Genomic DNA, 24,484 nt, shown 5'->3' with positions numbered 1-24,484 from the left:
TCCTTAGTTGTTAGTGGGTTGAGGTTTTTCCACCCGTTCAACCTGTGGAGAAACCGTGGCACCATCAGCGGCCTGGACCCTGCCAAATCCACGATTTTCCAGGCCGACTACGGCGTTACCGGAACGCAGGACCAGACGGGGCGTAACCTCCTGAATGACCAGTACGGTGAAGTCGCCTTTTCTGCGGACACTGCTGTTAATCACATGCTCCTGGCCGTTGAGCTCTTTCGTTACGGAGGGGATGGATTTGGCCGGAGAGAAACCCATGAACGTAAAGCGGCCATCGTCATACGCAAAATCCGGAACAATCCGGGCGCTGTCGCGCCCCGGATATTTGAGGTAGTCCCAGTTGCGTGGCGTCTGCGCGGCATTCAGGGCCTGCTGAATGTCAGTCTGCTGCTGTTTTTGCTCCCGCTCCAGCGCTCTGGCTGCTGTCTCACGGCTGGCCTTCTCCCTGTCTTCGCCCGGATAACGGTAACTCACCTGGAAAGCAGGCTGTTGCGATGACTTATCATCGATGACGTTCAGCTCGATGTTGTACAGCCGCCGGGTGGTGACTACCAGCAGGTTGGTGTGCCAGTCCCGGCTGCTGGGCGGGATAACCATCTGCGTGGTATTACCGTCCGCGCCGGGCGCGCCCTGAACGAGCGCCACCGGACGGATGTTGACCCTGTTGGCGTCCGGTGTGGCTTCCCATGCCTCCTCAAAACCGGGTCTGGCGCTGAGAACTGCCTCATCGATGTCAAAGACCAGCGTGGTCATGAAGCCAGGCCGGGTACTGACGACGGTAACGTTCAGCGGGTTATAGACAACCTGCTGAACGCGGGCATCATAGCGGCTCGCCTGCGGAATGACCGCGCTCCATGCCGTGTCGCACAGCATCAGCGCCAGTGCGATAAGGATGATGCTTTTCATTATTCACCTCCCCGGATTTCACGGTCTGCTTGCCAGCTGGTCACGGTAAAACCGAACGGGTTAATCTCTCGCTCCGTATCGCTCATTTCTTTGCCTGGGTCGGAGAGGAACGTCAGGCGGGCATCCCAGTATTCTGTGCGGGTGCTGTTGTCCGCGAGGCGGCGGATAGTCTTTTTGTATCGGAGAGTTGCGACTTTATCGGGGGCAGTGCCTTCGGTGATCTGGTTTGACAGGATGTCGATTTGCACGGTATGAGCCGCATTCTGCCAGACCTTGTCCGGGGCATCTTTTCCGGCATACAGCGCCAGGTAGTCATCGTTGACTGGGGGACTGTTAAAAACCTGTACTGTTGCATAATCGTCCTGCAGGGAAGGGTACACGTATCGTTCACGCAGTCTGACGTAGCTGGAGGTCATCGCCTTCTGATAAGCGTCCTCGGCCGTCAGGCTGGTCTTTGATACGCGGGTGACGTGCTCCACCCGCCCGGTATGATTATCCACTGTGTACAGTTCAATGACCGTTTGTTTCAGCGGCAACATCAGCACTACGGCGATAAGCGCCAGTGCGGCGAGGAGCAGCCCCGCACCGCCCACCATAAATCCGGCTTTCGTGGCACGTTTGTCCCGCTCAATCATCTGCTGCTCAAAGGTGCGGGAATCCGCAATGAGGGTTTGTTCACTCATGACTGTTTAACTCCGCCATAATCTGAGGGGTGTTCACCGGGATGCCCTGACCACTAAAGGCAGGAGGACGGGGAGACTGTGCACAGCCGGAAAGTGCGCACAGCAAAGCCAGCGCAATCAAGCGTTTCATGGGATTTTTCCTCAGTGAGATCAGTGGAACGAAAACACGGCTGTGTTTTCATAAGGGATGTAACGGGGAGATTTCGACCAGGGATGACAGATTTAACGATGGAATTTTTGAACGGCCGTTTCTCTTGATTGCGCCAGTCGCCGGGCTTCGTTGCGGGCAATCATCTGCTCAATCGCGTTTTTACGCGCCTGAGCCGCACTGTATCCCGGACCACTGCCGGGTTTACCCGCACTGGCATTTCTCCAGCCCTGAATATTGTCCTGAAGGGTGCGGGTAGTCTGCTTACCGGCCCCTGCTACCAGTTTTCCTGCACCAAACGCCGCCGCACCAATACCCACCGCCGCCAGCCCCTGCATGGAGACGGTTGCTCCGGCCCCGGCCAGCGCGCCGGCCAGTTTTGCGGAGAGGTAGACCAGTATTGCAGCACAGACACCGGCCAGACAGACCTGTGCGCCTAACTCCACAATGTTGGATTGTGCTGACAGTTGTGTTGCAATTTCTAACCGCGAGTTTAAATAATTGACGACAATGCGCAGCGACAACGCAGAAAACAGAACCGTTAAGATGGCGGCGAACACATTTTGCAGCCAGTTGTTAAACATAGGGCGTAAAAAGCCATACAGCAGACAAAAGATAAATACGGGAGCTGTAATACTCAGCAGTAAAACCATGACTTCCGCGATCATTGAAATAAAGGCGGTGATAATCATTAAAACGAATATACCGAGCCAGACATAAAATTGAGCCGTCATACCCTCATCTTTTACATAGGTTGAGTTATCCATGTCGTGTAACGTTTTACCCAATATCTTCGCTTTACCCCATAAGCTATCCAGTAACTGCCAGATATTATCGCTGCCGGAAAATCCCTCCTTCAGGCCATTAATGGCATCAATCACCCCATCGAGATAACCGCTGACATTTGCCACAAAAGACAGGATGATTGCCATCCTCATGATGTCCCACGTGACATCCTCCATTGGCGTGGACAACTTACCTGCCAGGGTCTGGTATCCACGCCACATGATATAGAGCGTGGCTGACGTTGCCGCCAGCCCCACCATCATGGAGGAGTATGACATCATCAGTCCCTTTGTGGCGTCAGTAACTCCTCCTATCAGGTATTTTTCAACACCGATAAATACACCACCGGGCATATTAACCTCACTATGAGTTCAGGTCGGGAGTGGGGGCATTTAACTGCTGAATTTGATAATGGGCTTCATTGGCGTTTTTACAGTTATCGGAGGCATCGCCGGTTTTCTGGCATTTCTCATACACCGCTTTTAGCTCATCGGGATGATCTTTGTACCACTGAGTGGTTTTGGCTTCTTCTTTGCAGCCACTGATGATGAATAATAAGGACAAGAAAGAGAGGGTTAATAAACGCATGTGAGACTCCTTTAGCCGTTTAAATCAGGGGTTGGCGCAGTTAACTGTTGCTGATTCCACTGTTTTATACGCACATCCTCCAGTGCTTTTTCGCGCTTTTCTGCTGCCTTCACGCTCATTTCCCACTGGTCAGTGAGCGTGTTCAGCATCACTGATTTTAGCTGAATACTGTTGGCAAGGTCCTGAGACTCCTTTGAGTCTTTGGATAATGCGATACGGTTCGAGAGGCCGTTAATCTCGCCCAGTGTCTGGCTGACCTGATCCTGAATCTCGTCAGTCTGCTCAAGCTGGATTGCCTTATTAATGACCAGCTGTTTGCAGGTATCAGCATAGCGTCCTGACTGTTCGGCATTGCAGGTATCGAAAACCCGGTACTTCGCATATAGCGCATCGAACTGTCCGGAGGTGCCGCCGGAAAATAGCAGATCATTGAGTGTCTGGCCTGGCTTGCGCAGTTTTTCCAGATCCGATTTCAGACTCTTCGCCTGAACCACAAAATCTGCAATATCCCGGACGCCGGTGGCCGTCGCTAACTGATTTTTATACGCCTGGATCTGGCTCTGATAATGTTGCGCGGTCTGCATCCAGCGCTGCGCTTCTTTCAGCCATTCGAGCTCACGCAGCGGGTCAGCATCAACAAGGACAGGAATACCGGCGTGCGCCAGCGGGCTGGCAATGACGCACGCGAAAATCAGGCTATGAAAACGCCTTTTCATCATGGATCTCCTTTGGTTATCAGAGTGCCTGTGCCAGGTAGGATTCCAGCCATTCATGGGGCTGCATCCCTTCACGGTACAGGGAATCAAATATTTCGAGGTTGTCGGCGCTGCCGCTCATCACTCGGGTGTATCTGCCGACACCGGAGAGGTCGAGCGTCACGCGGGCAGCAAAACGTTTTATGTCGCCACGCCTGTACTGATTTTTTACTACCACATACTGGCGGGCCTGAGGATCCAGATTTTTCACCACATCGAACACTTCCGGTTCAAACTTCATCCCGTCAACATAGTGCGCCCGGTCGGCACTGGGGTTGGCTGCCAGGATCTGCGTGCCGCACTGCTCAATAACGGCGGGCGCAATCTCATCCCTGATGATCTCCGCCGGGGACTGGGTGCCCACAACCAGCATCCCGTTGAGCTTACGAATGGTTTTCAGTCGGTTATAGGCGAAATCCTTAAAGATCGGATCCCGGAGCCATTTCCAGAACTCATCCATGAAGATAACCAGTCGTCGACCGTCGAGCAGCGTAGTGATGCGATACAGCAGATAAAAGGAGATCGGCGCACAGACATTGGCATCATCCAGAAACTCTGTGCCGTCAATGCCAAAGTTATTGCAGTGGCTGATATCGAAGGTATCCGATGTGTTATCAAACACCCAGCCAAACTCGCCACCCTGCGCCCACTGCGACAGGCGAATACTCAGGCCGTTCTCTTGTGCCTCCCGGGTGGCAGGCTCTGGCAGATTCTCCAGTAAACGGGTGATCCCATGGATGCGATACTGTGGTTCATTACTCATCACCGCCAGTACGGCGTCATTCAGTCGGCGTTCATCACGGGGCGTGATGGTCGCGCCGTTACGTGTACACAGCAGTTTCATCAACTGACTGATGAAACTGATATTACGTTTCGTGGGCAACAGCGAAAACGGGTTCCAACCCGTGGGGTCGCCATGCGTAATACGGTAGTAACGACCTCCCAGCGCCCGGATATTCATTTCCGCGCCCCGATCTTTGTCCAGATAAACGGTGGTCAGTCGTTTGGTTTTCGCATCCGGAGAAAAACTGTCCTTACGCCCGTATTTCTGCTGCATGTTTTCAAGGAAAGTCATCAGCATGGTTTTACCCGAACCGTTGGTGCCGAGAATGCAGGTACTGGCCGGATTCTTCTCGTTGAACTCGTCCTTGTCCGCCAGCGTGTTATGCAGGTTCAGATAGTAGCCATCCCCTGACGGGGTGCGCAGCAAGGCCATCGCACCCCCCCAGGGCGCTTTATCGCGCTTTCCGGGATAGAAATTGTGCAATGCGGCCAGCTCAACAAAGTTCTGACTGCTCAGCTCTCCCTTTCGGGGTCGCAGGTGATAATTGCCGGGCAGTTGTGCCATATACGCAGCTGAAAGAGAAAGCGCAGCGGGAACCGGTGTAATGCCGAGGTTGTTCAGGGCATTGCTGATTTCACTGGTATCGGCCACCAGGCTGTACAGCGAGCGGGAAAACACCATGATGGATAAATGGTGTTTTCCATAGGCGATTTTCCCCGAGGTCAGCAGGTCAAGCGCCACATCCAGATCCAGTCGCTGTGACACCGCATCATCATCCGAACTCATTAGCAGACGGCGGGTACGTTTGATGGCCTTGCGGGCTTCTTCACGTGACATGCAGGTGTACGACTGAGTGATTATGTAATCGCAGGGAGCGTACAGCAGCGAGTCCATCATCCCTGTCTCGGTCTCCTCCGGGAACTCCTTCACCTCCAGCCCCCGGAAATATTGTGTACCGCTGGCGTGGTTTATCTGCCCGAACTCGCCAGAAAAGAACAGCGCCGCCGACCCCATCATCGAATAGGCCGGAGCGCGGGTGACGCGCACCCTGCGCCACTGGTGCGTCAACAGGTACTCATAAAAGGATAACTGGGAGGAGAATACCGCGTGATCTTCGGTGAACGTGCCAAGAGGACGTGCGGCGTAGCGTGACAGTGCGGTATCGAGCGAGCCTCTGATTTCCAGCATTTCCCGCAGTGCAGCGTCCAGCTCTTTCAGTTTTTTGCCGTCATTCATGCGTCTGCGCCCGGCTTTTTCCAGGCTGACAAACGGACGGTAACAGACAGTCAGAAACAGTCGATTACGGCGAAATGGATCAGCCGCCAGCGAAGCATAATACAGACGGCTGATTTCATCGGCGTAAGCGTTGCCGGATGCCATATGCAGCGAATCGGTAAACGGCTCCCGCACGTTATGGATATAAAAGGTGACCGGCATCCCCTCAAATGAGCGGATGAGTCCGTGCAACTGGTTGCGGTCAATACTGAGGGTTTCGTCTGATTCGCAATCGAACGGGGTCCCCGTCAGTTCCCAGGTGCAATAGAGATCACTGTGTGGTGAGCGAACAACATGTTGATGAATATGCGATGAATACGGAATGTACTTCCTGAGCGTGGCACACTGATTCAGTTTCATGGCGTTGAGAAACTCCGTGATATCAACAGCATCATGCTCGACGGGCATAAATGTTGTTGCGCCAAACAGACGGTTTGCTGCCGGTTTTCCTCTTGCCCTGAGCCAGACGGCAATCAGGCTGAACCGCATGGGTTCATTCCGGGTGACGGATTTCATCACCAGAAATTCAACCGGGAGCAGGGTAAGGAAAGCGACGGAAGTCCAGACAGCGACGATGATGGTGATACCGGTGACACCCAGCAGGGGCACCATCGGCACCCCCCACAATGCAGCCGGGCGTTTCATTGCTTTGAGCAACTTTGCCATAGATGACCTCTCAGCTCATGAGCAGTGCGCCGATCTCACTGCCTCCACCAATCAGGATCCCGCCAATAATGATGTAGGCGCACTGGGACAGGCTTTCGCCTTTCCAGAGGGTCTTGTAACCCACCCAGATCACGGCCACGGTGATGGTGATCGCCGCCAGACCATGAAGACCGGTGGAGACCTTTTCCATCACGGTATTTGCGCGAGTGAAACCATCGGCAAATGCCGGAGTTGTTGAAAAAACCATGAGCACACCTACGGAAACAGCACTGACAGCGGTCTTTAGCTTGCGAAAAAGTGTCATTATTCTTCCTCACGGGGTGACTGAGAGAGGCTGCGACGTACTGACAGCGCGGAGGTCTGTGCGATGGCGATTTTCCCCTGACGGAGTTTTGCGGGGATGCCCCGGACAACTGTCCCCGGCCAGATGAGACGGGGAGGGGATGGCTTATCAGCAGGGATGGCTTCGAGGGGATTCGATGTTGTGGATTTATCCTCGCGGGTGCCCGGTACGGCATAACGGGGAGATGCCGAAACATAACCCATGCGCTGCAGATAGCTGGTCCCGGAAAAAGCCGCTTCCGGCTGTTGTCCGGTACGGAAATTGCCGGAGTAATAGCAGCTCAAGGCTCTTTCAAGAGAACCGCCACGTTGGTAGCAGTCGCTGAGAATGCGTTCAAAAACGGACAAATTGGTGCAAGGATCAAGCAGGTCAGAGGCCGTCACGCCGTAATGATGGAAATTGGTACTGGTGATTTGCATCAGTCCCACAGAGTAACGGCGGCCCTGTGTCACAAGGCGGCGAATAATGAGCTCAGCTTTGTCCCGGCTGGCGGGCTGATGGGAGATAACATTGTTATCTCCGAGGGAGCGAGTTGCCTTCGGAATTATTTCGGCGATGGCATAGGGGTTAAAACCGGATTCCACCCGTGCCACGTCGAGCGCAGTGGACGGATGAATGCTGGCGGCACACTGCATGGCCGCCGCCAGAAAGGCAGTGGTGGAAAGCATGATGGCCTCGGAATTGAAGGCAGTATGCCAGTCAATCGACCCGGCACGCTGCGGAGTATGGAGTAATAAAAAAGGGTTAAAGCGTCGTTTCGCCGGGCTCCGCATTCTGTGGCAGATTGTTATCCTCCCGTGGTTCAAGCAGGACCAGTTTGCCGGAAACCGCAATACCGGGTGTCAGGACAATATTCATACCGGGCTTGCCGTTGTGAGCAAAAGCCACGCCAACCCTGGTCCAGTAAGTGTTTTTTTCACCCAGTGTATCGGGAGGGATTTCCTGAGTGACAAATACGTGGTAGATGGGTTTTCTCATGAATTTTCCTCTCATCAGAACGACAATGAATGAAATAAACGAGTCACATCCCGATTCTGCATTCCGGTTTTAACGGGTCAGCGAGAACATTCAGCGGCACCCTGAATTGTGGTTGCGTGACAGCCCGAAACACATTTTTAAAGAGCAATGCTCGCCTTGGACGATTAAACGCCCATCAGGTGGACCATCGAGTACTGGTGTGTTGAGGATGCTATTTCAGTCAGGGAGTGGATATGTGAAAGTCAAAATGTTGATGAGAGATAAAATAAAGAAAGGGACTCATTGGGATGAGCTTTTATATATGGAGAAATATAAAGACGTGCAAAGAAAATAATTTCCTCACACGTCGTAATGATTATTTTCAGCGATTGCGGCGTTCAAGTATGGACTGACATTTAATACAGGTTGTCACCCCGGGCAATGACAGCCTTCGCTTCTCTGGAATGGGCTTACCGCAGAAACGACAGTGGGATCGTGAGGGTGTGGCAGCCGCTTTGAAACGGCTCTGTTCAATCATTTCTTCCAGTCGCTGCTCATTAAATTCTTGATCGCGGTCGATCTCATCTGGCATGCGATGTCCTCCTGTTCAGTGCTTCTTTCTCACAAAGGGTGATGCGGTTCCAGACGGCGGTGAGGGAAGGCCCTTTTTCCCGAGAAGACAATGATTCAGTGACCTGCATCATCGCTTCCAGCGCTTCAGAAGTATCAAGGTTGTCATGGCGGCTCTTTTGCCATGACAACCAGATTTCGGCATCAATAGTTTCATCAGGGATAGGCGTTCGGCCATAAGGGATAGTGACCCCCAGTAGTCGGCGACGAGTACAGACCTCATTTGAGGTGAGGCCAAAAAAATGATTCAAGAGCGCAATAGACCCTCTTAATCTTATGGCCCGATTAATCTGTTGCTGATGGTGTGCCTCCTCACGTGAAAACGTCAGGATCTGTTTTAAGGCGTCATGATGGACGGTGATTGACATAAATTCTGTGGATGCACGGATGACGATGAACAATTCGTCGACGGACAGCTGATTGAGGGTATTCAATTCGTCGAATGTGAATCCTAACGTTTCACAATAACGAAAGTTGCCTTCCTTGAGGGCGGCAAGGGCATTTGTTAATACCGCATAATTCAGTGAGGGGAACATAGGTACACCTCCCTTCAACGCGTTAAGCGGTTAGCCAATTTGAGGTTAATCCATTCATCAATTTCAGATTCGAGCCAGGCTACGCTGGCAGGCCCAATCTTTATTGAAGAAGGAAAGGTACCTTCTTTCATATACAGGTAGATTTGTGAGCGTTTCAGACCGGTTTTTACTTCCACTTGTTTCAGGCGTAATAACTGATGAGATGTCATAAATACCTCCAGTGCAGAAATGGGATATGCCCGGAGATGACAAAAAAACACAGAGAGGCGGGAATCTAAAGTTGATGAGCCCGTATTGCGGATATCAGTATCCTTAATACGGAACTCAAATTAGATAGAGAATCATTGATTCAATGGCTTATAAGAAGTGTTTGGTGAACCGCGCTCAAGTGCGGTTTTTAGTGTGTCACCACTAAGCCTGTCAGTAATCCCTTCAACTGATGCCCATTGTTCGAAAATAGATATGAGTTTATAAGGCTGTTTGATTAAGGGACTAATAGCCTCATTATGTTTGCAAGCCAGCCATAACAGACGAGAGAGGGGAGTGGATATGCGGGGGGGAGATTCTGGATTGGTTTTATTTCCGATTAATGACATTACTTTTTCGATTTCGTCCCGGCGAATGACAAAACAAGCATCTTTCGGAAAATTATAAACAGGGAAGTATTCTGGTTTGGAGTATTGATTGATGTCTGGTAAGTTAAATATTTCGTCAAAATCAATATTGATTTGATCTGATATGCAACGCAGCTGATCTTTTACTCTTTCTAAACGTGTCTTTTTTTCGAATATTTGAAAAGTATCCCCTGATATTGTTACTGTAAATCCATTGTTGATGCTATTTGCTCCTATAATTGGTTTAGGGATCCCAAGATGATGGGATAATAATTTTTGAATTAGTACATATTCATACCCAAATAAATTCGTATCAAGAACTTGCTGTTCGGGGTATGTGTTTACATCTTCGGTGCTGAAAATAAAATCTTTCCCCTTCATAATTCGGTTTCCATCCAGGAAACATATTCGACTAATGAGTGAGTTGCCAACTGAACGTAACTTGGGTTTTTTGTGGTGACTCAAAATTTTCTTCAAGATGATGGTGATTGGAAATATATAGAAAGTTGAATATCACCAATCAATGCATAACGATAAATGTCGCTCTCGCTTAATTTTTTTTACATGTAAGCTCGATAACTTCTGGTATGGTATTCCAGTCACACATCCTTTTTCTAAATTCAAAATTAGTAGTGATTTTCTTCATGGTACTATCTCCGTTTTTGAACTTAATTGATTTTTTATTGAATGCCTTGATATGATTTTATTTTCTTAAATAAAATATTGAGGCGTGAACAGGATAGACTTGTTTCTTAAATGTAATAAATAATCAGTCTCCAGTAGTGTATTAAGATGTTTGTAAGGGTATGTTTTGAATAACGTATTATAAATGGCTGACAGGTGGTTTTTATTTATTTCCTTTGCTTGGTTTGTCAGTCAAACCAAATTAAAATTTCACTCTAATGGTTTTGGTAAAAGCGGGATGCATATTGCACCCCGTAAAAGACGAACTCTGTGGATTTATTCCTGAACGAGATCAAACTTATTGCCGTCCGGATCAGCAAACGTTGTGTAGCGAAACTGCGGAAGTTCAAATTTCTGCACTAACGTCGCACCTAGCTCAAGTAGGCGTCCGGTTTCACCGTCAAGGTCGGAGGTTTTCAGATCAACATGAACGCGATTGCGCTGTGTCGGTACATCATCGATCTTCTGAAACTGAAATAGAGGGAAAGAATTAGAATCTGCCAGTTGGACGATCTGACCATAGTCATTCGCAACAGCGATCCCTAGGACATGTGACCACCAGGTGGCCAGTTTCTGTGGATGCGCTGTGTCGATGGTGATGGCGTGAATTTTCATATTTATTTCCTTAAACTGAATGGATTAGCGGCCGCTGTCGATGATGAAACCACCATCTGGAGCCAGGCTGGAGCCGGTGATAAATTGCCCGTCTTTACCGGCAAGGAAAAGCAGAACGGGGGCGATATCCTTATCAGGAATGCCATAGCGGCCAGCCACATTATTAGGAAGAGGAATATTGGCTTCGTCAGGCCAGGTCTGCGCCAGCGGTAGCACAGTGTTAACCGTGATCTTGTCGACTCCCCATTCGCGAGCTGCCGTGCGCGTAAGCGCACGAACAGCTTCCTTGGCCATGTTGTAGGGCCCAAAACCCGGTATGCCAAGAATACCGGTGGACGAGGCGAAGTTGATGACCCGGCCATGACCACTTGCCTTCAAGTACGGATAACTGGCCTGCATAAACATCAGTGTCGCGATAGGGCCGGTATCGAAGTTCTTTTGCAACTGTGTGACCGACATATCCGCGATCGATGAGTTCGCCGCGCTGAAGTCGAAAGCGTTGTTAACAAGAATGTCGATGCTTCCGTAAGCCGTCACCACAATATCGACGACATGCTTGATTTGGTCGGTTTGGCCGATATCGCAGGGAATGCCGAGTGCGGTACCACCAGCATCTATGATTTCTGCGACAGCGGCCTGCACTTGGGATGCCGTGCGTGAAACAACTGCAACCTTTGCACCTTCGGCAGCGAAGAGCTTGGCGGTGGCGCGGCCAATGCCGCGGCCAGAACCTGTGATAATGGTTACTTTGCCACTAAGACGACTCATCTTTGTCTCCACATAGTAGAGTGAAAAGGTTTAGCGTGCGGCATCGATGATTGAACCGCCGTCGGGCGTTAGGCTGGAGCCGGTGATGAACTGGCTGTCATCACTCGCCAGGAAAAGCACCACAGGCGCAACATCCTCCTCGGGTGATCCGAAACGAGCGAGTGCATTAGTTGGAGCGGGCGCATTGGCTGCGGCAGCGCCCCAGGTATCAGCCACCGGGAGAACGTTGTTGACGGTAATTCCGTCCGCGCCCCATTCCCGTGCTGCATTACGTGTCAGGGCTCGTACGGCTTCCTTGGCCATGTTGTAGGGAGCATAGCCAACCAGGCCCGTCACGCCTGCCAACGAGCCGAAATTAATGACGCGGCCTGCGCCGCTCGCTTTGAGGTAGGGATAGGCCGCCTGCATGGTGCGTAGATAAGCGATTGGCCCGACATCAAAGTTGCGCTGGAGTTTTTCTACCGTCAGATCAAGTACCGACGAGAATGGCACCGATGAATCGAAGGCATTGTTCACGAGGATATCGATTCTGCCATAGGTGTCTGCGACTTTAGCGATGGCAGCTTTGATCTGATCTGCGTCACTGATATCACAAGGCACACCGAGTGCAGTCCCGCCAAGTGCCTCGATATCGGCGACCACCGCCTGCACATTGGCGGGAGTGATCGAGAGAACAGCGACTTTAGCGCCTTCGGCGGCAAATAGTTTGGCGGTGGCACGACCGATACCGCGACCTGCGCCCGTAATGAGAGCGACTTTTCCGTTGAGTCTGGACATGGTTTTTCCTTTCAGAGTTAGGGGGTGGTTTGCTGCGCTGTCATGACAGCGCCGTACGACGAAGGGGGGTTACGTGCGACGTTCTGGGTGCTGAACGAGATGAACATGAGCACCAGGCCCAGGACGGCAGGAAGCGCACCCTTGGGCTTAAGCACGCCAAGGTGCGCCGAACCGGATAGCAATAGGTGAAAGAAGATACCGGCATATGCCAGATCGCTCAGCGGTACACTGACGCGCGACAGGATTGCGAGCGGCCCCAGCACCTTCACCACTACCATGAGTGGCACAAGGTACGAAGCCGGATAGTTCAATTCAGCAAGGGTCTGGCGTACCCAATCTTTTTTTGCCACGTACAACGTAGCAGACGCCAGATAGAGCAATGTCAGCAATAAAGTGCTAATCCAATAAGCGTAACTCGTGATCATGTGCGGCTCTCAGCTAGAGGTATATCGACTTGGCGTTAGGATGTGCGCTAACATGAAAGTCCGCAAGTAGGATGAAATAATGGTGGTTAGTATGGAAAAACAGACTATTGAGAGTGAAATCAATATGCACGAAGAGATGCGACGTGCTTTTGGATTGCTCGCCGGCAAGTGGAAACTCGAGATCATGTGGCTTCTAAATCAACGTATCTACCGCTTCGGAGAGCTACGTAAAGCCATTCCAGGTATTACACAACACATGCTGACAGCACAGTTGCGTGAGTTGGAAGAAGATGGTTTAGTTTCACGAACCGTGTTCGCGGAAGTTCCTCCACGCGTCGAGTATGAAATCACTCTCAAAGCGAAGGGCTTGGGGCCGACGATGGAAGCACTGACTGCATGGTGGAGACAATATGGCAATACCTTGCCTGTAAAACTGACTTCTCGCGGACGTCGGGCTAAGGCTGTAGAACCTGACTTATAGTTCATAAGGGCCGTTAATTTGTCATTTCATTCTAATAATTCCCATCTACCTCACTCTCGTGCAGTCTGAGGCTTGAAGAAAGCACGTTGAAGATAATCTTCATAGGGCTGTAGCCACAGTGAATCTAACGAAAGCGACGTACTGCGGGTAAAGTGATTGCTAAGTTGGCGATATCTGACACGCGCTAAGAGGAATTTAGAGCGTGGCTCAGTTCCCTTTAATAGACTCACATGTTTTCAAAATAATAAGGGTTGTCAGCGAATCGGTCCCGTTAAAGGAGTGATAGGTGATTGTTGGCCATCCCACGAGATGGTTTCACGCGTAATAGCCATAAAACCTGTTAATGCAGTATTACTTTTTAAACAAAAGATTTAGTTCTGTTGCAGATGGGCTATCAGGAAAGGCGTCGAACCGCCCGTGCTTTGCAGCTACAGCTGAACGCAGAAGTCCTCCCATTGCGGCTCTTGCAAATGCCCCGCCGACGCTAACGCGTCTTACTCCTAATCTAGCAAGCTCATCTAGCGTCAGGTCGGTATTCCCACTGATTAACACGTTGACAGGTTTAGGAGCAACTGCCGCTACAACGGTACTTATCTGTTGACGCGTTTTTAAGCCAGGAGCGTAAAGACAGTCCGCTCCTGCCTCTGCATAAGCCCTGAGACGTTGGATCGTGTCGTCTATATCAAAGTGGCCTACAAAGAAGTTTTCTGCGCGTGCTACAAGCAATGTTTCACCACCTGTAGCATCAATTGCTGCGCGAGCGGCTAGTATCCTGTCCACTGCCTCAGCCATATCTCTTAATGGGGATGTAGAATTTCCAGTTGAGTCTTCAATCGATATACCAGCCACACCAGTTGCGACAGCAAGTCTCACGCTTTCAGCTACACCATCTGCGGTTTCGGCAAATCCGCTTTCAAAGTCCGCATTCACAGGAAGGTCTGTAACGGCCGCCATGTAGCGCATATGTTCTAGTGTTTGAATGCGGTTTAATCCACCATCTGGTCGAGATAATGACCAGGCATATCCTGAGCTGGTTGTGGCAAGGGCTTTGAAACCTAATGACTCCAGCAGACTTGCACTGCCAGCATCCCATGGATTTGGCAATACAAAGCATCCTGATTGATGAAGGAGTTTAAAAGCACGACGCGTGCGTGAAATTTTATCTGAAGACATATCTATTCCTTATGATGGTGGTTAACTTACGGTTCAAGGCTACTGAACCAGTTTGACTATATCAAGATTCAAACCTTTTTATGATTTTATGAGGGTTGATGAAAATAGAGTATGACGAAATTACATCGTGTATGTATATATTATAAAACCTCTCATTTTAAGGGGGGGTTAAAAAATTTACAGCTGGCAGTAGTTGTAGCTTATGCTCTTGATTGATGAGGTTTTGGTGTTCGTGTACATTACTAACTTAATAATTAATATGAAGAACCCTTCAACAACACCGTGTACTATGTGTATAGATGGTTATGAGATTATAGGGAGAAGTGATTTAATGGTGTAAGAAGAACAATTCTCTATTGGTTTATAGTGAGTCAGTGAAAAACTCTAGTTAATTGGCGTCTTGATTATGTGCAAAAAAAAACAAGATTTTTTAATAAAATTGAAGCAAAATATAGAACTGAAAGTATGCAGTTATAAACTGAAATCAAATTTTACGAACTGTAAGGCTTGAATATGACTCCAACACTAAAAGGCTCACTGATCACGCTACGCCCATTGCATTATACAGATGCGCGGGCGCTTGTTGATGCCGCATCCGATGGTGAACTCTGGTCACTGCCATTCACAGTAGTTCCCTCTTTAGAAACCGTTGATGCTTATATAAGCAAAGCTCTGCGAGGAGAGGCTGAAGGGACTGTTATGCCTTTTGCAATTACTCTCACAGCAGATATGAGCATAATCGGTTCGACACGTTTCTGGAAAATCGATCGGGATAATCGAAAGCTTGAAATTGGCCATACCTGGTACTCGAAGTGCTGGCAAAGAACAGCTGCAAATACTGAAAGTAAACTATTACTGCTACGATACGCCTTTGAGCAGCTTAATTGTGTTCGTGTTCAGTTTACAACTGATGAGCTTAATGAACGCTCTCAAGCTGCAATTCTACGTTTGGGGGCAGTGAAGGAAGGTGTTGTCCGTAATGAAAGAATTATGCCAAATGGAAGAAAACGCAATTCTGTAAGGTACAGCATAATTGATGATGAGTTGCCCGAGGTAATCTCACGACTTGAGCATAAACTTTACAATTATAAAAGTTCTTAACATTTAATATTAGAGCGTGAAGAAAGCCATAAAATGTCAGAAATGGCTATGGGCAGATATAAAGGGGGATCATCGATCTATGTCTGATTGATATCACGAGTGATCATGTCGGTAGCCTAATCCTTATTAGAGGTTTTTGGCATGTATTCTTTAGCTTGGGATCATTGGTTTTTTGAACGGAAATAAATTTTTAATTTCCAGTCAAAAAGACTGGTTATTAAAAATAATGAATTTGGATCTAATTACGATATATATTGGTAAGGTTATTGTGTTGTTTACACTTGTTTCTAAAGGCTAACTTGTGGGGCTGTCACTTAACTTTGTGAAGATTCAGTGTATCCCATCTCAGGCCGGATGTTTAAGCCAGCTTTAGAGCTTCATGTTTTTTTTCACCAGCGAAGGTAGCGCGTAGAGTGTTTTTGGAGTTATCAAAATGCGTTATCTTTCTACACCTAGTCGAATTAGATCGAAGGCATTGCTTGATGGCTGAACAAAAATCATTACATTCCACTAATTCGCAAATAGGTACCGTAAGCTGAAATGCAGATTCGGGTATTTATTGTCCAGAGCTAACCTGTGCAGATTAAATACACATTGCACTAATCAGGATAGACAGAGCTTTGACAAGCGTTCTGCCTATTTACTTTCTTTACTCTTTACTAATTCTGTTTATGATTTTCTATCAGACATTGTACCTTTCATTGACAGGAGATAAGGTGGCAGGAATTCAACCCTGCACATGTCCAGATAATTGGCCCACCACTGCATCATACCTTTACGTGCTTCTAGATGCTCTGCTTTATGAATGTATGCTGCCCGCACGCTATTGCGTTCTTGATGGCTCATCTGCCGTTCAACGGCATCCTGCGCCCATAGTCCAGATTCCATCAGTGCACTACAGGCCATTACACGGAATCCGTGGCCGCAAATTTCATCTTTTGTGTCATAGCCCATCAGCCGTAGTGCCTTGTTGACCGTGTTTTCGCACATGGGCTTATACGGATTATGATCACCCGGAAATACTAGCTCCTGATGCCCGGATATTTCCCGTATCTGTTTTAGAATAGTAATGGACTGGCTGGAGAGAGGAACGATATGCGGTGTGCGCATTTTCGCTCCACGCCCGGAATAGCGGACACCGGGGATTGCCTCGCGAGTGGCAGGAATGGTCCAGATTTTGTTTCTGAAATCGATCTCAGACCAACGGGCGAAACGCAGTTCGCTGGAACGGATGAACAGGTGCAGGGTGAGTGATACCGCGAGGCGGGTTAATTCTCGTCCTTGCTGATAGTCCTCTATGCGAGTCAACAGCTCCGATAGTCGCTCCAGTGGAAGGGCAGGGTAGTGTCGTTTAACGGGAGGGGCGATGATACCTTCCAGATTTGCCGCCGGATTGTTATCTATCAGCTCCTGATGCACGGCATGACGCATGATGTTGCACATATGCTGTCGAGTGCGTGCCGCCACTTCCAGCAGACCTTTTTTCTCAATCCCTTTCAGCAGATAAATGAAGTGGCGCGGTTTTAGTTCAGAGACAGGTAAATGCCCAATAATTGGGAAGATATGGTTATTCATGCTGGCGAGCAGACGGGCGGCGTGGTTCTCTGACCATGTTCGATTGCTTTTATGCCACTCGAGTGCCACATGCTTAAAGGTTTTTTCTGGTGAGGAAGTGGTTCTTTCAGCAGAGCGCTGTTGTGCGGGGTTGATATTCTGCGCCAGCAACTTGCGGATACCGTCACGCTGTTGACGAGCGTCGGCTAAAGATACGTCTGGATATGAACCTAGGCTGAGGCGGGATTCTTTTCTATTGATACGGTATTTGAGATACCAGAGACGTGAACCGCCTGGATTAACCAGCAGATACAGACCATGAGAGTCGGAGACTTTGAAGGGTTTTTCGGATGGTTTTAAATTGCGGATTTTTGAGTCGTTAAGAGACATTTGGGGGTCACTCCGTCATCGAACCAACTTGACCCCAAATCTGACCACCAAATTCTCCCGATGCGGAGAGTAAACTGAAAATGCATCGGGAAGACTTTCCACGCTAACTTATTGAATCTGAATCACATAGGGATTCGCAAAGCGGCATGAAAACAAGAATTTGGCTCCTCTGACTGGACTCGAACCAGTGACATACGGATTAACAGTCCGCCGTTCTACCGACTGAACTACAGAGGAATCGTGTGGAGTCGTATCTTAGCGGCGAAAAATCTTTTGTCAAACATCAATTCGCCTGTTCAGGTGCAACTGCCGCTTCCATCAACAATTTGTTGTCATTTCCGACAATTATTCAGGAAAAATACTTTGCAGGATATCCATTTCTCAATCATCATTTGAAATGTTGTTTCAACATCTCTCACTAAGGTCTCTCTTGAACGTCACCTCCGCCGTACGCCAGGCTGTCGAACGGACATCCTGGTTTAAAAAACGTCAGCGTTATCGTGTGCTGTACTGGCGCGAAATCAGCCCTCTCGCTGTCCCCATTTTGCTGGAAAATGCCTGTGTGCTGTTGATGGGGGTATTGAGCACCTTCCTTGTCAGCTGGCTGGGAAAAGAGGCCATGGCCGGGGTGGGGCTGGCCGATAGCTTTAACATGGTGATCATGTCGTTCTTTGCCGCCATCGATCTTGGTACCACGGTGGTGGTGGCTTTTAGCCTTGGCAAGCGCGATCGGCGGCGGGCGAGAGCGGCCGCGCGTCAGTCGCTGGCCATTATGACGCTGTTTTCCATTTTACTGGCGGGAGTGATCCATGCCTTTGGTCAGGAGATTATTGATTTTGTTGCCGGTGACGCCACTGCGCAGGTCAAGGCGCTCGCGCTGACCTATCTGGAGCTGACGGCGCTGAGCTATCCGGCGGCGGCGATAGCGCTGATCGGTAGCGGTGCACTGCGCGGCGCCGGAACCACCAAAATCCCGCTGCTGATCAACGGCGGGATGAATATCCTCAACATCTTAATCAGCAGCGTGCTCATCTATGGCATCTTCTCCTGGCCGGGGCTGGGGTTTGTCGGCGCCGGTCTTGGGCTGACCATTGCCCGCTATATTGGCGCCGTGGCGACTATATGGGTGCTGATGGTGGGACTCAATCCGGCGCTGCGGTTGTCGCTGAAGAGCTACTTCAAGCCCTTTAACTTCGCCATTATCTGGGAAGTGATGGGTATCGGTATCCCGGCCAGTATCGAATCGGTCCTGTTCAATGGTGGCAAGCTGCTGACCCAAATGTTTGTCGCCGGGATGGGTACCAACGTTATCGCCGGCAACTTTATCGCTTTTTCAGTGGCCTCGCTGATTAACCTGCCGGGCAACGCCCTCGGCTCCGCCTCAACGATCATTACCGGCAAGCGACTGGGGAAAGGGCAGATTGGTCAAGCTGAATTCCAGGCCTGGCACGTGTTCTGGCTGTCGACAATCATTCTGACGCTGATCGCCTGGGGTAGCGCCCCGTTCGCCGGTCTTATTGCTTCGTTCTATACCCATGAAGACGACGTGAAAGAGGTGGTGAAGCAGTTGCTGTGGCTCAACGCCCTGTTTATGCCCATCTGGTCGCTGTCGTGGACCTTACCCTGCGCGTTTAAGGGGGCCCGCGACGTACGCTATACCATGTGGGTGTCGATGCTGGGGATGTGGGGCTGCCGGGTGGTGGCGGGCTATACGCTGGGTATCGTGCTGGGGATGGGCGTGATTGGCGTGTGGTTAGGGATGGTGCTCGACTGGGCGGTGCGCGGCGTACTGTTTTACTTCCGCATGGTGAGCGGTCGCTGGCTGTGGAAGTACCCGCGCGTGAAGGCCACGTCGGAGGAAACCTGAGCCGTTTGCGGGGATGAACGCCATTTTTTGCGCAAAGTGAAGAATAATTCGGCAAACGATTCATTTTATTGAAAACAGGCTTTGACAGCGCCGGGCGTCATCGATAATATGCGCCCCGTTCACACGATTCCTCTGTAGTTCAGTCGGTAGAACGGCGGACTGTTAATCCGTATGTCACTGGTTCGAGTCCAGTCAGAGGAGCCAAATTTAAGAAGCCTGCTTTCGAGCAGGCTTTTTGCTTTCCGCCTACCACGCGTCCCAGTGGACGAAGATCCACAGTCATCGCCGGGCCGTTCTTTTCGCTCATCCTTGCACTGACATTCCCCTGCGGGGAACGCCAGCGTGTTTCCTTTCTATCCCTGCATCACCGGTTAACGGAACGGCGGCTCGTTGAAGGTGCGTAGCTTACGCGAGTGCATGTGATCCCCCTCGGCGCGCAGCAGGTCGATCGCCCGGATGCCTATCTGCAGATGCTCGGAGATGGCGCCCTCGTAGAAGCGGTTGGCCTGGCCCGGTAGCTTGATTTCACCGTGCAGCGGTTTGTCCGAGACGCAGAGCAGCGTGCCGTAGGGCACGCGGAAGCGATACCCCTGGGCGGCGATGGTCGCGCTCTCCATATCGATAGCCACCGCGCGGCTGAGATTAAAGCGCAGCGCCGAAGCAGAATAGCGCAGCTCCCAGTTACGGTCGTCGGTGGTCACCACCGTTCCGGTACGCAGCCGCTGCTTCACTTCCTCGCCGGGCATCCCGCTCACCTGCTTGGTGGCGTCATACAGCGCACGCTGCACTTCGGCAATGCTGGGGATCGGAATATCCGGCGGCAGTACCGCATCCAGCACATGATCGTCACGCAGATAGGCGTGGGCCAGCACATAGTCGCCGATAGTCTGGCTTTCGCGCAGGCCGCCGCAGTGGCCAATCATCAGCCAGACATCGGGGCGCAGTACCGCCAGATGGTCACAAATGGTTTTGGCGTTGGCCGGGCCGACGCCAATGTTAATCAGCGTGATCCCCTTGCCGTCGTGGGTGATCAAATGCCAGGCCGGCATCTGATGCTTTTTCCACGCCAGATCGGAAATAGCCTGTTCAGGCGCTTCCGTTTCCGCGGTGATCCAGATCCCGCCGGCGCAGGAGAGGGCGATATAGGGGCTGTCGGGATCGAGGATCTGGCTGCAGCCCCAGCTGACGAACTCATCCACATAGCGGGTATAGTTGGTGAACAGCACGTAGGGCTGGAAGTGTTCCGCCGGCGTGCCGGTGTAGTGTCGCAGACGCGCCAGCGAAAAATCGACGCGGCGGGCGTCAAAGTGTGACAGCGGATAGAACTCGGTAGGGTGGAACAGGCCATCCGCGGTCTCATCGCCAATCTGTGACAGCTCGGTGGTGGGAAAATAGCGCGTCAGACCAGCGCTCATCGAGCGGTCGAGGGTCAGGGTGGAGCCATCTATCACATAAGGATAGGGGATCTCATGCTGCGACAGCTCGACGCTGATATGCGCGCCATAATCCTGATACAGCAGGGTCAGCTGTTCCAGCAAATAGCTGCGGAACAGTTTCGGATTCGTAATGGTGGTGGTATAGCAACCGGCATGGGTAAAACGCCCCCAGGCGCGCGTTTTGAGGGCCTTATGGTCGGCGCCGTCCCAGGAGACCGACAGCTGCGGATAGACAAAAAGGCCTTCCGCACGGGCTTCGGTATCAGGGAGCGTATTATGGTCGATATAGTCGCCGATGGCCTTGCGTAACGCCGTGACCGAGGCTTCATAGCGCGCTTCCAGCTCGGCAAGCGCTTGTTCCGGGGTCAGACTGGCGGCCTTGTGATTCATTATTCGCTCCTTGTTTCAGGTCTGCTGACATTCCCGATAGTATGTCACAGCGCGAAAAGGACGAAGGGGAATTTATATATTGGATGCGAAGATACTGAGACCATAACTGGCTAAGGGCCTGGCGTGTTCTTTATCCGCCGAGGTTGGCCCAGCGCTCACTGCTATAATGGGTGGCTTTGAGGATCTTCAACGTCTGCGCCGGGTTATTATTCAGACAATAACGAGCATTGGCCAGCGGAGTGAGTTTATCGCCTTCCTGCAGGAGGAGGCGACAGGCTTCAATTTCCGCAATCATCTCCAGCGCACCGCTCTGCAGCACGACGCAGCAGGGGCTGGTCATTGAATTTTTTCGTACTTTTTTTACCCACCACTCCATCTATATCTTCCTGTCCTGTTTATGTCCCTGCCGATAATTCATGTTTCCTCAAGGTCTGACAATAAGATTATCCCCTTGGTTTATACAGTGTTTAAAAATACGCGACCGAACGTTGATCTCATCGGTAGGTTTTTTTTCGCCAAACATGAATGATCTGCCGGGTTTAATTTCCCGGAACCGATGACTATGCTGAGAAGCAGACAGTGAAAATAGCCTGTCAGGAATAGGGCAGATGAGTCCGGCTACGCGAAAAATATAAGAGGGAGCGTCATGAAGCATGTTTTACGCCACTGGAGAACGTCGGGCGCCGTGATTGGCTCACTGCTAAAAAAAGGGATCATTGCGGTACTGGTGCTGCTGGTGGTCTTTCTCGCCGGGCGGATCTATGAGTCCCAGCGTGGCCCGGCCCTGCATCGCTGGCATACCTGGAGCGCCAATGAGATGTCGGCCGAAGCGATCGACCAGGCGACCTTTGCCCAGTATCTGGCGCGGGAGAAGACGATTTTCGCCGATCTCCAGCGCGAGGTGACAGAGGCTTTGCCGGAAGAAGATAAAACCCCGGTCAACCGCTTTTATCGTCACAGCCGGGTCTGGCCGGGGCAGTTTAAGCAGGACTGGAATCGTTCTTTTGTGCTGTTGCCGCAGGGCAAGCCGCGCGGCAGCGTGGTGTTGCTCCATGGCCTGACCGATTCGCCCTACAGCGTGCGCTATCTGGCGCAACTCTGGCAGCAGCGGGGTTATGTGGCGGTGGTGCCGCGTTTGCCGGGGCACGGCACCGCGCCGGGAGCATTAACGGCGGTGGACTGGGAGACCTGGCTGGCGGCGACGCGTCTGGCGGTGCGCGAAGCGACGCGCCTGGCCGGGGCGGACGTGCCGCTGCATCTGGTCGGCTACTCTAACGGCGGTGCGCTGGCGCTCAAGTATGCTCTCGATAGCCTGGAGGACAGTCACTTGCGCCAGCCGCAGCAGATTATTCTGCTGTCGCCGATGATCGGCGTGACCGCGTTTGCCCGTTTCGCTGGCCTCGCCGGGCTGCCGTCCATCTTCCCGGCGTTCGCCCGCGCGGCCTGGTTGAACGTGGCGCCTGAGTTTAATCCCTTCAAGTACAACTCCTTTCCGGTCAAGGCGGCAAGACAGTCCTGGTTATTGAGCCAGGCGCTGCAGCAGCAGATTATCCGCGCGTCCCGTCAGGGCGAGCTGAAAGCACTGCCGCCGGTCCTGACCTTTCAGTCGGTGATGGATTCCACGGTCAGCACCCGCGCGGTGGTGGAATCCCTGTACCGCTACCTGCCGGACAACGGCAGCGAGCTGGTGGTGTTCGACATTAACCAGGCGGCGGATCTCCGGGTCCTGTTTCGTCCCGCGCTCTATGCGGCAGTCAATACGCTGCTGCCCCCGGCGCCGCGGGCCTATACCACCACGGTGGTGACCAACGCGACGGCGCACACGCTGCAGACCATCGCCCGTACCACGCTGGCGCAGGAGCGGGATGAGCATCGTTATCCGTTGCATCTCGCCTGGCCGGCGGATATGTACTCTCTGTCGCATGTGGCGGTGCCGTTTCCCCTGAGCGACTCGCTGTATGGTCGCGAGCCGGACGAGAAGAACCGCTACGGCATCAGCCTGGGCACCATTTCACTGCGTGGGGAAACCGGAACGCTGAGCGTGGGGCTGGAGACGTTAATGCGCGTCACCTCCAATCCTTTCTTTCCGTGGATGCTGGCGCGCGTCGATGAGCACATCACCTGCGGCGAGCAGGCGGCGGTGACGGCCTGCCTGAAAGCGCAGGCCAGAGCAGAGGCGTTAAAACAGGATCAGGTGCAGAACGGTACGCAGCAGGATGCCGACGATCGCCGCGGGGACGACAAAGCGAAACAGGCGGACAAACCGTGAGCTGATGCCGAGAAAAATACCGATACCGGGGAGGTCAAAGGTCTGGATCAGCAGGCCTGCCGAGGCGTTGACCTGGCTGACGGTCACTTTGCCCTGCTGGATCAGCTCAGAAATGACGCCAAAGTAGGCGGTGCCCCCGGCGACGCACTTCACCAGCGCCGGCAGAACAAAGTTCTGCGGGATATGCAGCCAGCCAAGTACCGGCTTCAGCGCCTGCTGTAGCAGGTCAATAGCCCCGGCGCCCTGCAGCAGTCCGACAATGGTTAATGACAAGATCAGCATCGGGACTGCGCCGAGCGCCAGGCGGATGGCGTCGGAGCCGGCGCTGTTGATCACCGCCAGAATGCCCTGGCTGTTTTGCTCGGCGTTAGGTAACGCTTCCGCGCGGGGATTCTCGGCGACCGATAAGCGCCGTCCGGTGACGTGCCAGGCGACGGCCGCCGCGCACAGCCCGCCGATCACCGAGATAACGATCGAGGCCAGCCAGTGCAGACCAAAAGGGGTGAGGGGATAAAAGACGTTGCCTTGCCCCATGGCGAACACCATGGCCAGCGTGGCGGCCATTTGCCGGTCCGAGACGCCGCGTTTGTCCATAATCGACAGCGTCGCAAGCGGGGCGGCGAAGCTGACAAAGTTAATCTGGATCAGGGCGAAGGCGCTCATCCCGGTTAAGCCGAAGGGCTTCAGCAGCGGGGCAACCCAGCGAACAATCACATCGAGGATGCCGCGGACCTCCAGATATTTCATGATGATCAGCATGATCACCATAATCGGCAACAGCGTATACAGTGCAACGTCAACGGATGATTTACCCGCCGCCATAATGATGCTTATGACATCCATTTACTTTTTTACCACTCGCAAAGGCATCGGT

28 protein-coding genes and 2 tRNA genes are annotated in these 24,484 nt (G+C 51.7%); 6 read left to right on the top strand and 24 right to left on the bottom strand.

Annotated elements, in window-relative coordinates:
* Positions 1-3 precede the first annotated feature (3 nt).
* The 18 genes from virB9 to CWM61_RS04570 all read right to left on the bottom strand — a co-directional run bounded on the left by virB9 (position 4) and on the right by CWM61_RS04570 (position 12,949).
* Positions 4-915 carry a P-type conjugative transfer protein VirB9 gene (gene virB9, locus CWM61_RS04650; protein ID WP_133122454.1) on the bottom strand — a complete coding sequence of 304 codons (912 nt, stop codon included), beginning with the start codon at positions 913-915 and terminating at the stop codon, positions 4-6.
* Positions 915-1,598, bottom strand: a complete 684-nt coding sequence (locus CWM61_RS04645) for a virB8 family protein (RefSeq protein WP_072440286.1) — start codon at positions 1,596-1,598, stop codon at positions 915-917. Before CWM61_RS04645 ends, virB9 begins: the two co-directional genes overlap by 1 nt.
* A complete protein-coding gene (locus tag CWM61_RS29050; protein ID WP_165785245.1) occupies positions 1,591-1,728 on the bottom strand; it encodes a hypothetical protein in 138 nt (45 codons plus the stop codon). Before CWM61_RS29050 ends, CWM61_RS04645 begins: the two co-directional genes overlap by 8 nt.
* Positions 1,729-1,820: 92 nt before the next feature.
* Complete coding sequence (locus CWM61_RS04640) at positions 1,821-2,885, bottom strand: type IV secretion system protein (RefSeq protein WP_100630783.1); 1,065 nt, start codon at positions 2,883-2,885, stop codon at positions 1,821-1,823.
* Positions 2,886-2,895: 10 nt separating this feature from the next.
* Entirely contained in the window at positions 2,896-3,120 is a 225-nt protein-coding gene (locus tag CWM61_RS04635) for an EexN family lipoprotein (RefSeq protein WP_039356896.1), read from the bottom strand.
* An 11-nt stretch (positions 3,121-3,131) separates the two neighbouring features.
* On the bottom strand, positions 3,132-3,836 hold the full coding sequence (locus CWM61_RS04630; RefSeq protein WP_100630782.1) for a type IV secretion system protein: 705 nt from the start codon (positions 3,834-3,836) through the stop codon (positions 3,132-3,134).
* 19 nt (positions 3,837-3,855) lie between these two features.
* Positions 3,856-6,600 (bottom strand): VirB3 family type IV secretion system protein, encoded by a 2,745-nt coding sequence (locus CWM61_RS04625; protein ID WP_100630781.1) that lies wholly within the window; start codon positions 6,598-6,600, stop codon positions 3,856-3,858.
* Between the two features lie 10 nt (positions 6,601-6,610).
* Positions 6,611-6,904, bottom strand: coding sequence for a TrbC/VirB2 family protein (locus tag CWM61_RS04620; protein WP_039356906.1), 294 nt, complete (start codon positions 6,902-6,904; stop codon positions 6,611-6,613).
* On the bottom strand, positions 6,904-7,611 hold the full coding sequence (locus CWM61_RS04615; protein WP_100630934.1) for a lytic transglycosylase domain-containing protein: 708 nt from the start codon (positions 7,609-7,611) through the stop codon (positions 6,904-6,906). The genes CWM61_RS04620 and CWM61_RS04615 overlap by 1 nt, the downstream gene beginning before the upstream one ends.
* 76 nt (positions 7,612-7,687) lie before the next feature.
* On the bottom strand, positions 7,688-7,921 hold the full coding sequence (locus CWM61_RS04610; protein WP_100630780.1) for a hypothetical protein: 234 nt from the start codon (positions 7,919-7,921) through the stop codon (positions 7,688-7,690).
* 361 nt (positions 7,922-8,282) lie between these two features.
* Positions 8,283-8,492 carry a TraR/DksA family transcriptional regulator gene (locus CWM61_RS04605; protein WP_100630779.1) on the bottom strand — a complete coding sequence of 70 codons (210 nt, stop codon included), beginning with the start codon at positions 8,490-8,492 and terminating at the stop codon, positions 8,283-8,285.
* Positions 8,482-9,066, bottom strand: coding sequence for a DUF2857 domain-containing protein (locus CWM61_RS04600; RefSeq protein ID WP_100630778.1), 585 nt, complete (start codon positions 9,064-9,066; stop codon positions 8,482-8,484). The genes CWM61_RS04605 and CWM61_RS04600 overlap by 11 nt, the downstream gene beginning before the upstream one ends.
* A gap of 14 nt (positions 9,067-9,080) precedes the next feature.
* The gene (locus CWM61_RS04595; RefSeq protein ID WP_005967095.1) at positions 9,081-9,275 is read right to left on the bottom strand and encodes an AlpA family transcriptional regulator; all 195 of its coding nucleotides are present in this window, start codon (positions 9,273-9,275) and stop codon (positions 9,081-9,083) included.
* 132 nt (positions 9,276-9,407) lie between these two features.
* Positions 9,408-10,061 (bottom strand): hypothetical protein, encoded by a 654-nt coding sequence (locus CWM61_RS04590; RefSeq protein ID WP_227521371.1) that lies wholly within the window; start codon positions 10,059-10,061, stop codon positions 9,408-9,410.
* 579 nt (positions 10,062-10,640) lie between these two features.
* On the bottom strand, positions 10,641-10,979 hold the full coding sequence (locus CWM61_RS04585) for a VOC family protein (protein WP_100630777.1): 339 nt from the start codon (positions 10,977-10,979) through the stop codon (positions 10,641-10,643).
* A 24-nt stretch (positions 10,980-11,003) separates the two neighbouring features.
* The gene (locus tag CWM61_RS04580; RefSeq protein WP_100630776.1) at positions 11,004-11,747 is read right to left on the bottom strand and encodes an SDR family NAD(P)-dependent oxidoreductase; all 744 of its coding nucleotides are present in this window, start codon (positions 11,745-11,747) and stop codon (positions 11,004-11,006) included.
* A gap of 30 nt (positions 11,748-11,777) precedes the next feature.
* On the bottom strand, positions 11,778-12,524 hold the full coding sequence (locus CWM61_RS04575; protein WP_100630775.1) for an SDR family NAD(P)-dependent oxidoreductase: 747 nt from the start codon (positions 12,522-12,524) through the stop codon (positions 11,778-11,780).
* A gap of 17 nt (positions 12,525-12,541) precedes the next feature.
* Positions 12,542-12,949, bottom strand: coding sequence for a DoxX family protein (locus CWM61_RS04570; RefSeq protein ID WP_100630774.1), 408 nt, complete (start codon positions 12,947-12,949; stop codon positions 12,542-12,544).
* A gap of 91 nt (positions 12,950-13,040) precedes the next feature.
* Between CWM61_RS04570 and CWM61_RS04565 the strand changes: the two genes are divergently transcribed.
* Positions 13,041-13,430, top strand: a complete 390-nt coding sequence (locus CWM61_RS04565) for a winged helix-turn-helix transcriptional regulator (protein ID WP_100630933.1) — start codon at positions 13,041-13,043, stop codon at positions 13,428-13,430.
* A gap of 351 nt (positions 13,431-13,781) precedes the next feature.
* On the opposite strand, the gene CWM61_RS04560 is transcribed toward CWM61_RS04565, so the two are convergent.
* Positions 13,782-14,603 carry an isocitrate lyase/PEP mutase family protein gene (locus tag CWM61_RS04560; protein WP_100630773.1) on the bottom strand — a complete coding sequence of 274 codons (822 nt, stop codon included), beginning with the start codon at positions 14,601-14,603 and terminating at the stop codon, positions 13,782-13,784.
* A gap of 513 nt (positions 14,604-15,116) precedes the next feature.
* Here CWM61_RS04560 and CWM61_RS04555 point away from each other — a divergent pair.
* The gene (locus CWM61_RS04555) at positions 15,117-15,704 is read left to right on the top strand and encodes a GNAT family N-acetyltransferase (RefSeq protein WP_100630772.1); all 588 of its coding nucleotides are present in this window, start codon (positions 15,117-15,119) and stop codon (positions 15,702-15,704) included.
* A 669-nt stretch (positions 15,705-16,373) separates the two neighbouring features.
* Here the strand turns inward: CWM61_RS04555 and CWM61_RS04550 are convergent.
* Complete coding sequence (locus CWM61_RS04550; protein WP_100630771.1) at positions 16,374-17,648, bottom strand: tyrosine-type recombinase/integrase; 1,275 nt, start codon at positions 17,646-17,648, stop codon at positions 16,374-16,376.
* Between the two features lie 161 nt (positions 17,649-17,809).
* Positions 17,810-17,885: transfer RNA gene (locus tag CWM61_RS04545), tRNA-Asn, on the bottom strand.
* A 5-nt stretch (positions 17,886-17,890) separates the two neighbouring features.
* Between CWM61_RS04545 and CWM61_RS30090 the strand changes: the two genes are divergently transcribed.
* From CWM61_RS30090 to CWM61_RS04535, 3 genes are all read left to right on the top strand, one after another.
* On the top strand, positions 17,891-18,070 hold the full coding sequence (locus tag CWM61_RS30090; protein ID WP_219163281.1) for a DUF5951 family protein: 180 nt from the start codon (positions 17,891-17,893) through the stop codon (positions 18,068-18,070).
* Positions 18,071-18,078: 8 nt separating this feature from the next.
* Positions 18,079-19,515 carry an EmmdR/YeeO family multidrug/toxin efflux MATE transporter gene (locus tag CWM61_RS04540; protein WP_165784170.1) on the top strand — a complete coding sequence of 479 codons (1,437 nt, stop codon included), beginning with the start codon at positions 18,079-18,081 and terminating at the stop codon, positions 19,513-19,515.
* Between the two features lie 128 nt (positions 19,516-19,643).
* Positions 19,644-19,719, top strand: a tRNA-Asn gene (locus CWM61_RS04535).
* A 167-nt stretch (positions 19,720-19,886) separates the two neighbouring features.
* On the opposite strand, the gene CWM61_RS04530 is transcribed toward CWM61_RS04535, so the two are convergent.
* Positions 19,887-21,341 carry an AMP nucleosidase gene (locus CWM61_RS04530; RefSeq protein WP_061153980.1) on the bottom strand — a complete coding sequence of 485 codons (1,455 nt, stop codon included), beginning with the start codon at positions 21,339-21,341 and terminating at the stop codon, positions 19,887-19,889.
* A 130-nt stretch (positions 21,342-21,471) separates the two neighbouring features.
* Positions 21,472-21,717 (bottom strand): signal transduction protein PmrD, encoded by a 246-nt coding sequence (pmrD, locus tag CWM61_RS04525; RefSeq protein WP_074385364.1) that lies wholly within the window; start codon positions 21,715-21,717, stop codon positions 21,472-21,474.
* Between the two features lie 270 nt (positions 21,718-21,987).
* On the opposite strand from pmrD, the gene CWM61_RS04520 reads away from it, so the two are divergent.
* Complete coding sequence (locus tag CWM61_RS04520) at positions 21,988-23,610, top strand: alpha/beta hydrolase (protein WP_100630770.1); 1,623 nt, start codon at positions 21,988-21,990, stop codon at positions 23,608-23,610.
* Here the strand turns inward: CWM61_RS04520 and CWM61_RS04515 are convergent.
* Positions 23,521-24,453: a nucleoside recognition domain-containing protein gene (locus CWM61_RS04515; protein ID WP_012967638.1), complete on the bottom strand. Its 933-nt coding sequence runs from the start codon at positions 24,451-24,453 to the stop codon at positions 23,521-23,523. The two genes, CWM61_RS04520 and CWM61_RS04515, sit on opposite strands and share 90 nt — an antisense overlap.
* Positions 24,454-24,484: the final 31 nt, after the last annotated feature.

This window comes from Klebsiella sp. K-Nf6 (assembly GCF_002806655.1).
Classification (GTDB): domain Bacteria; phylum Pseudomonadota; class Gammaproteobacteria; order Enterobacterales; family Enterobacteriaceae; genus Klebsiella; species Klebsiella variicola.
Note: the sequence above shows the minus strand (reverse complement) of the source record. Positions and strands in the feature narration are given on the sequence as shown.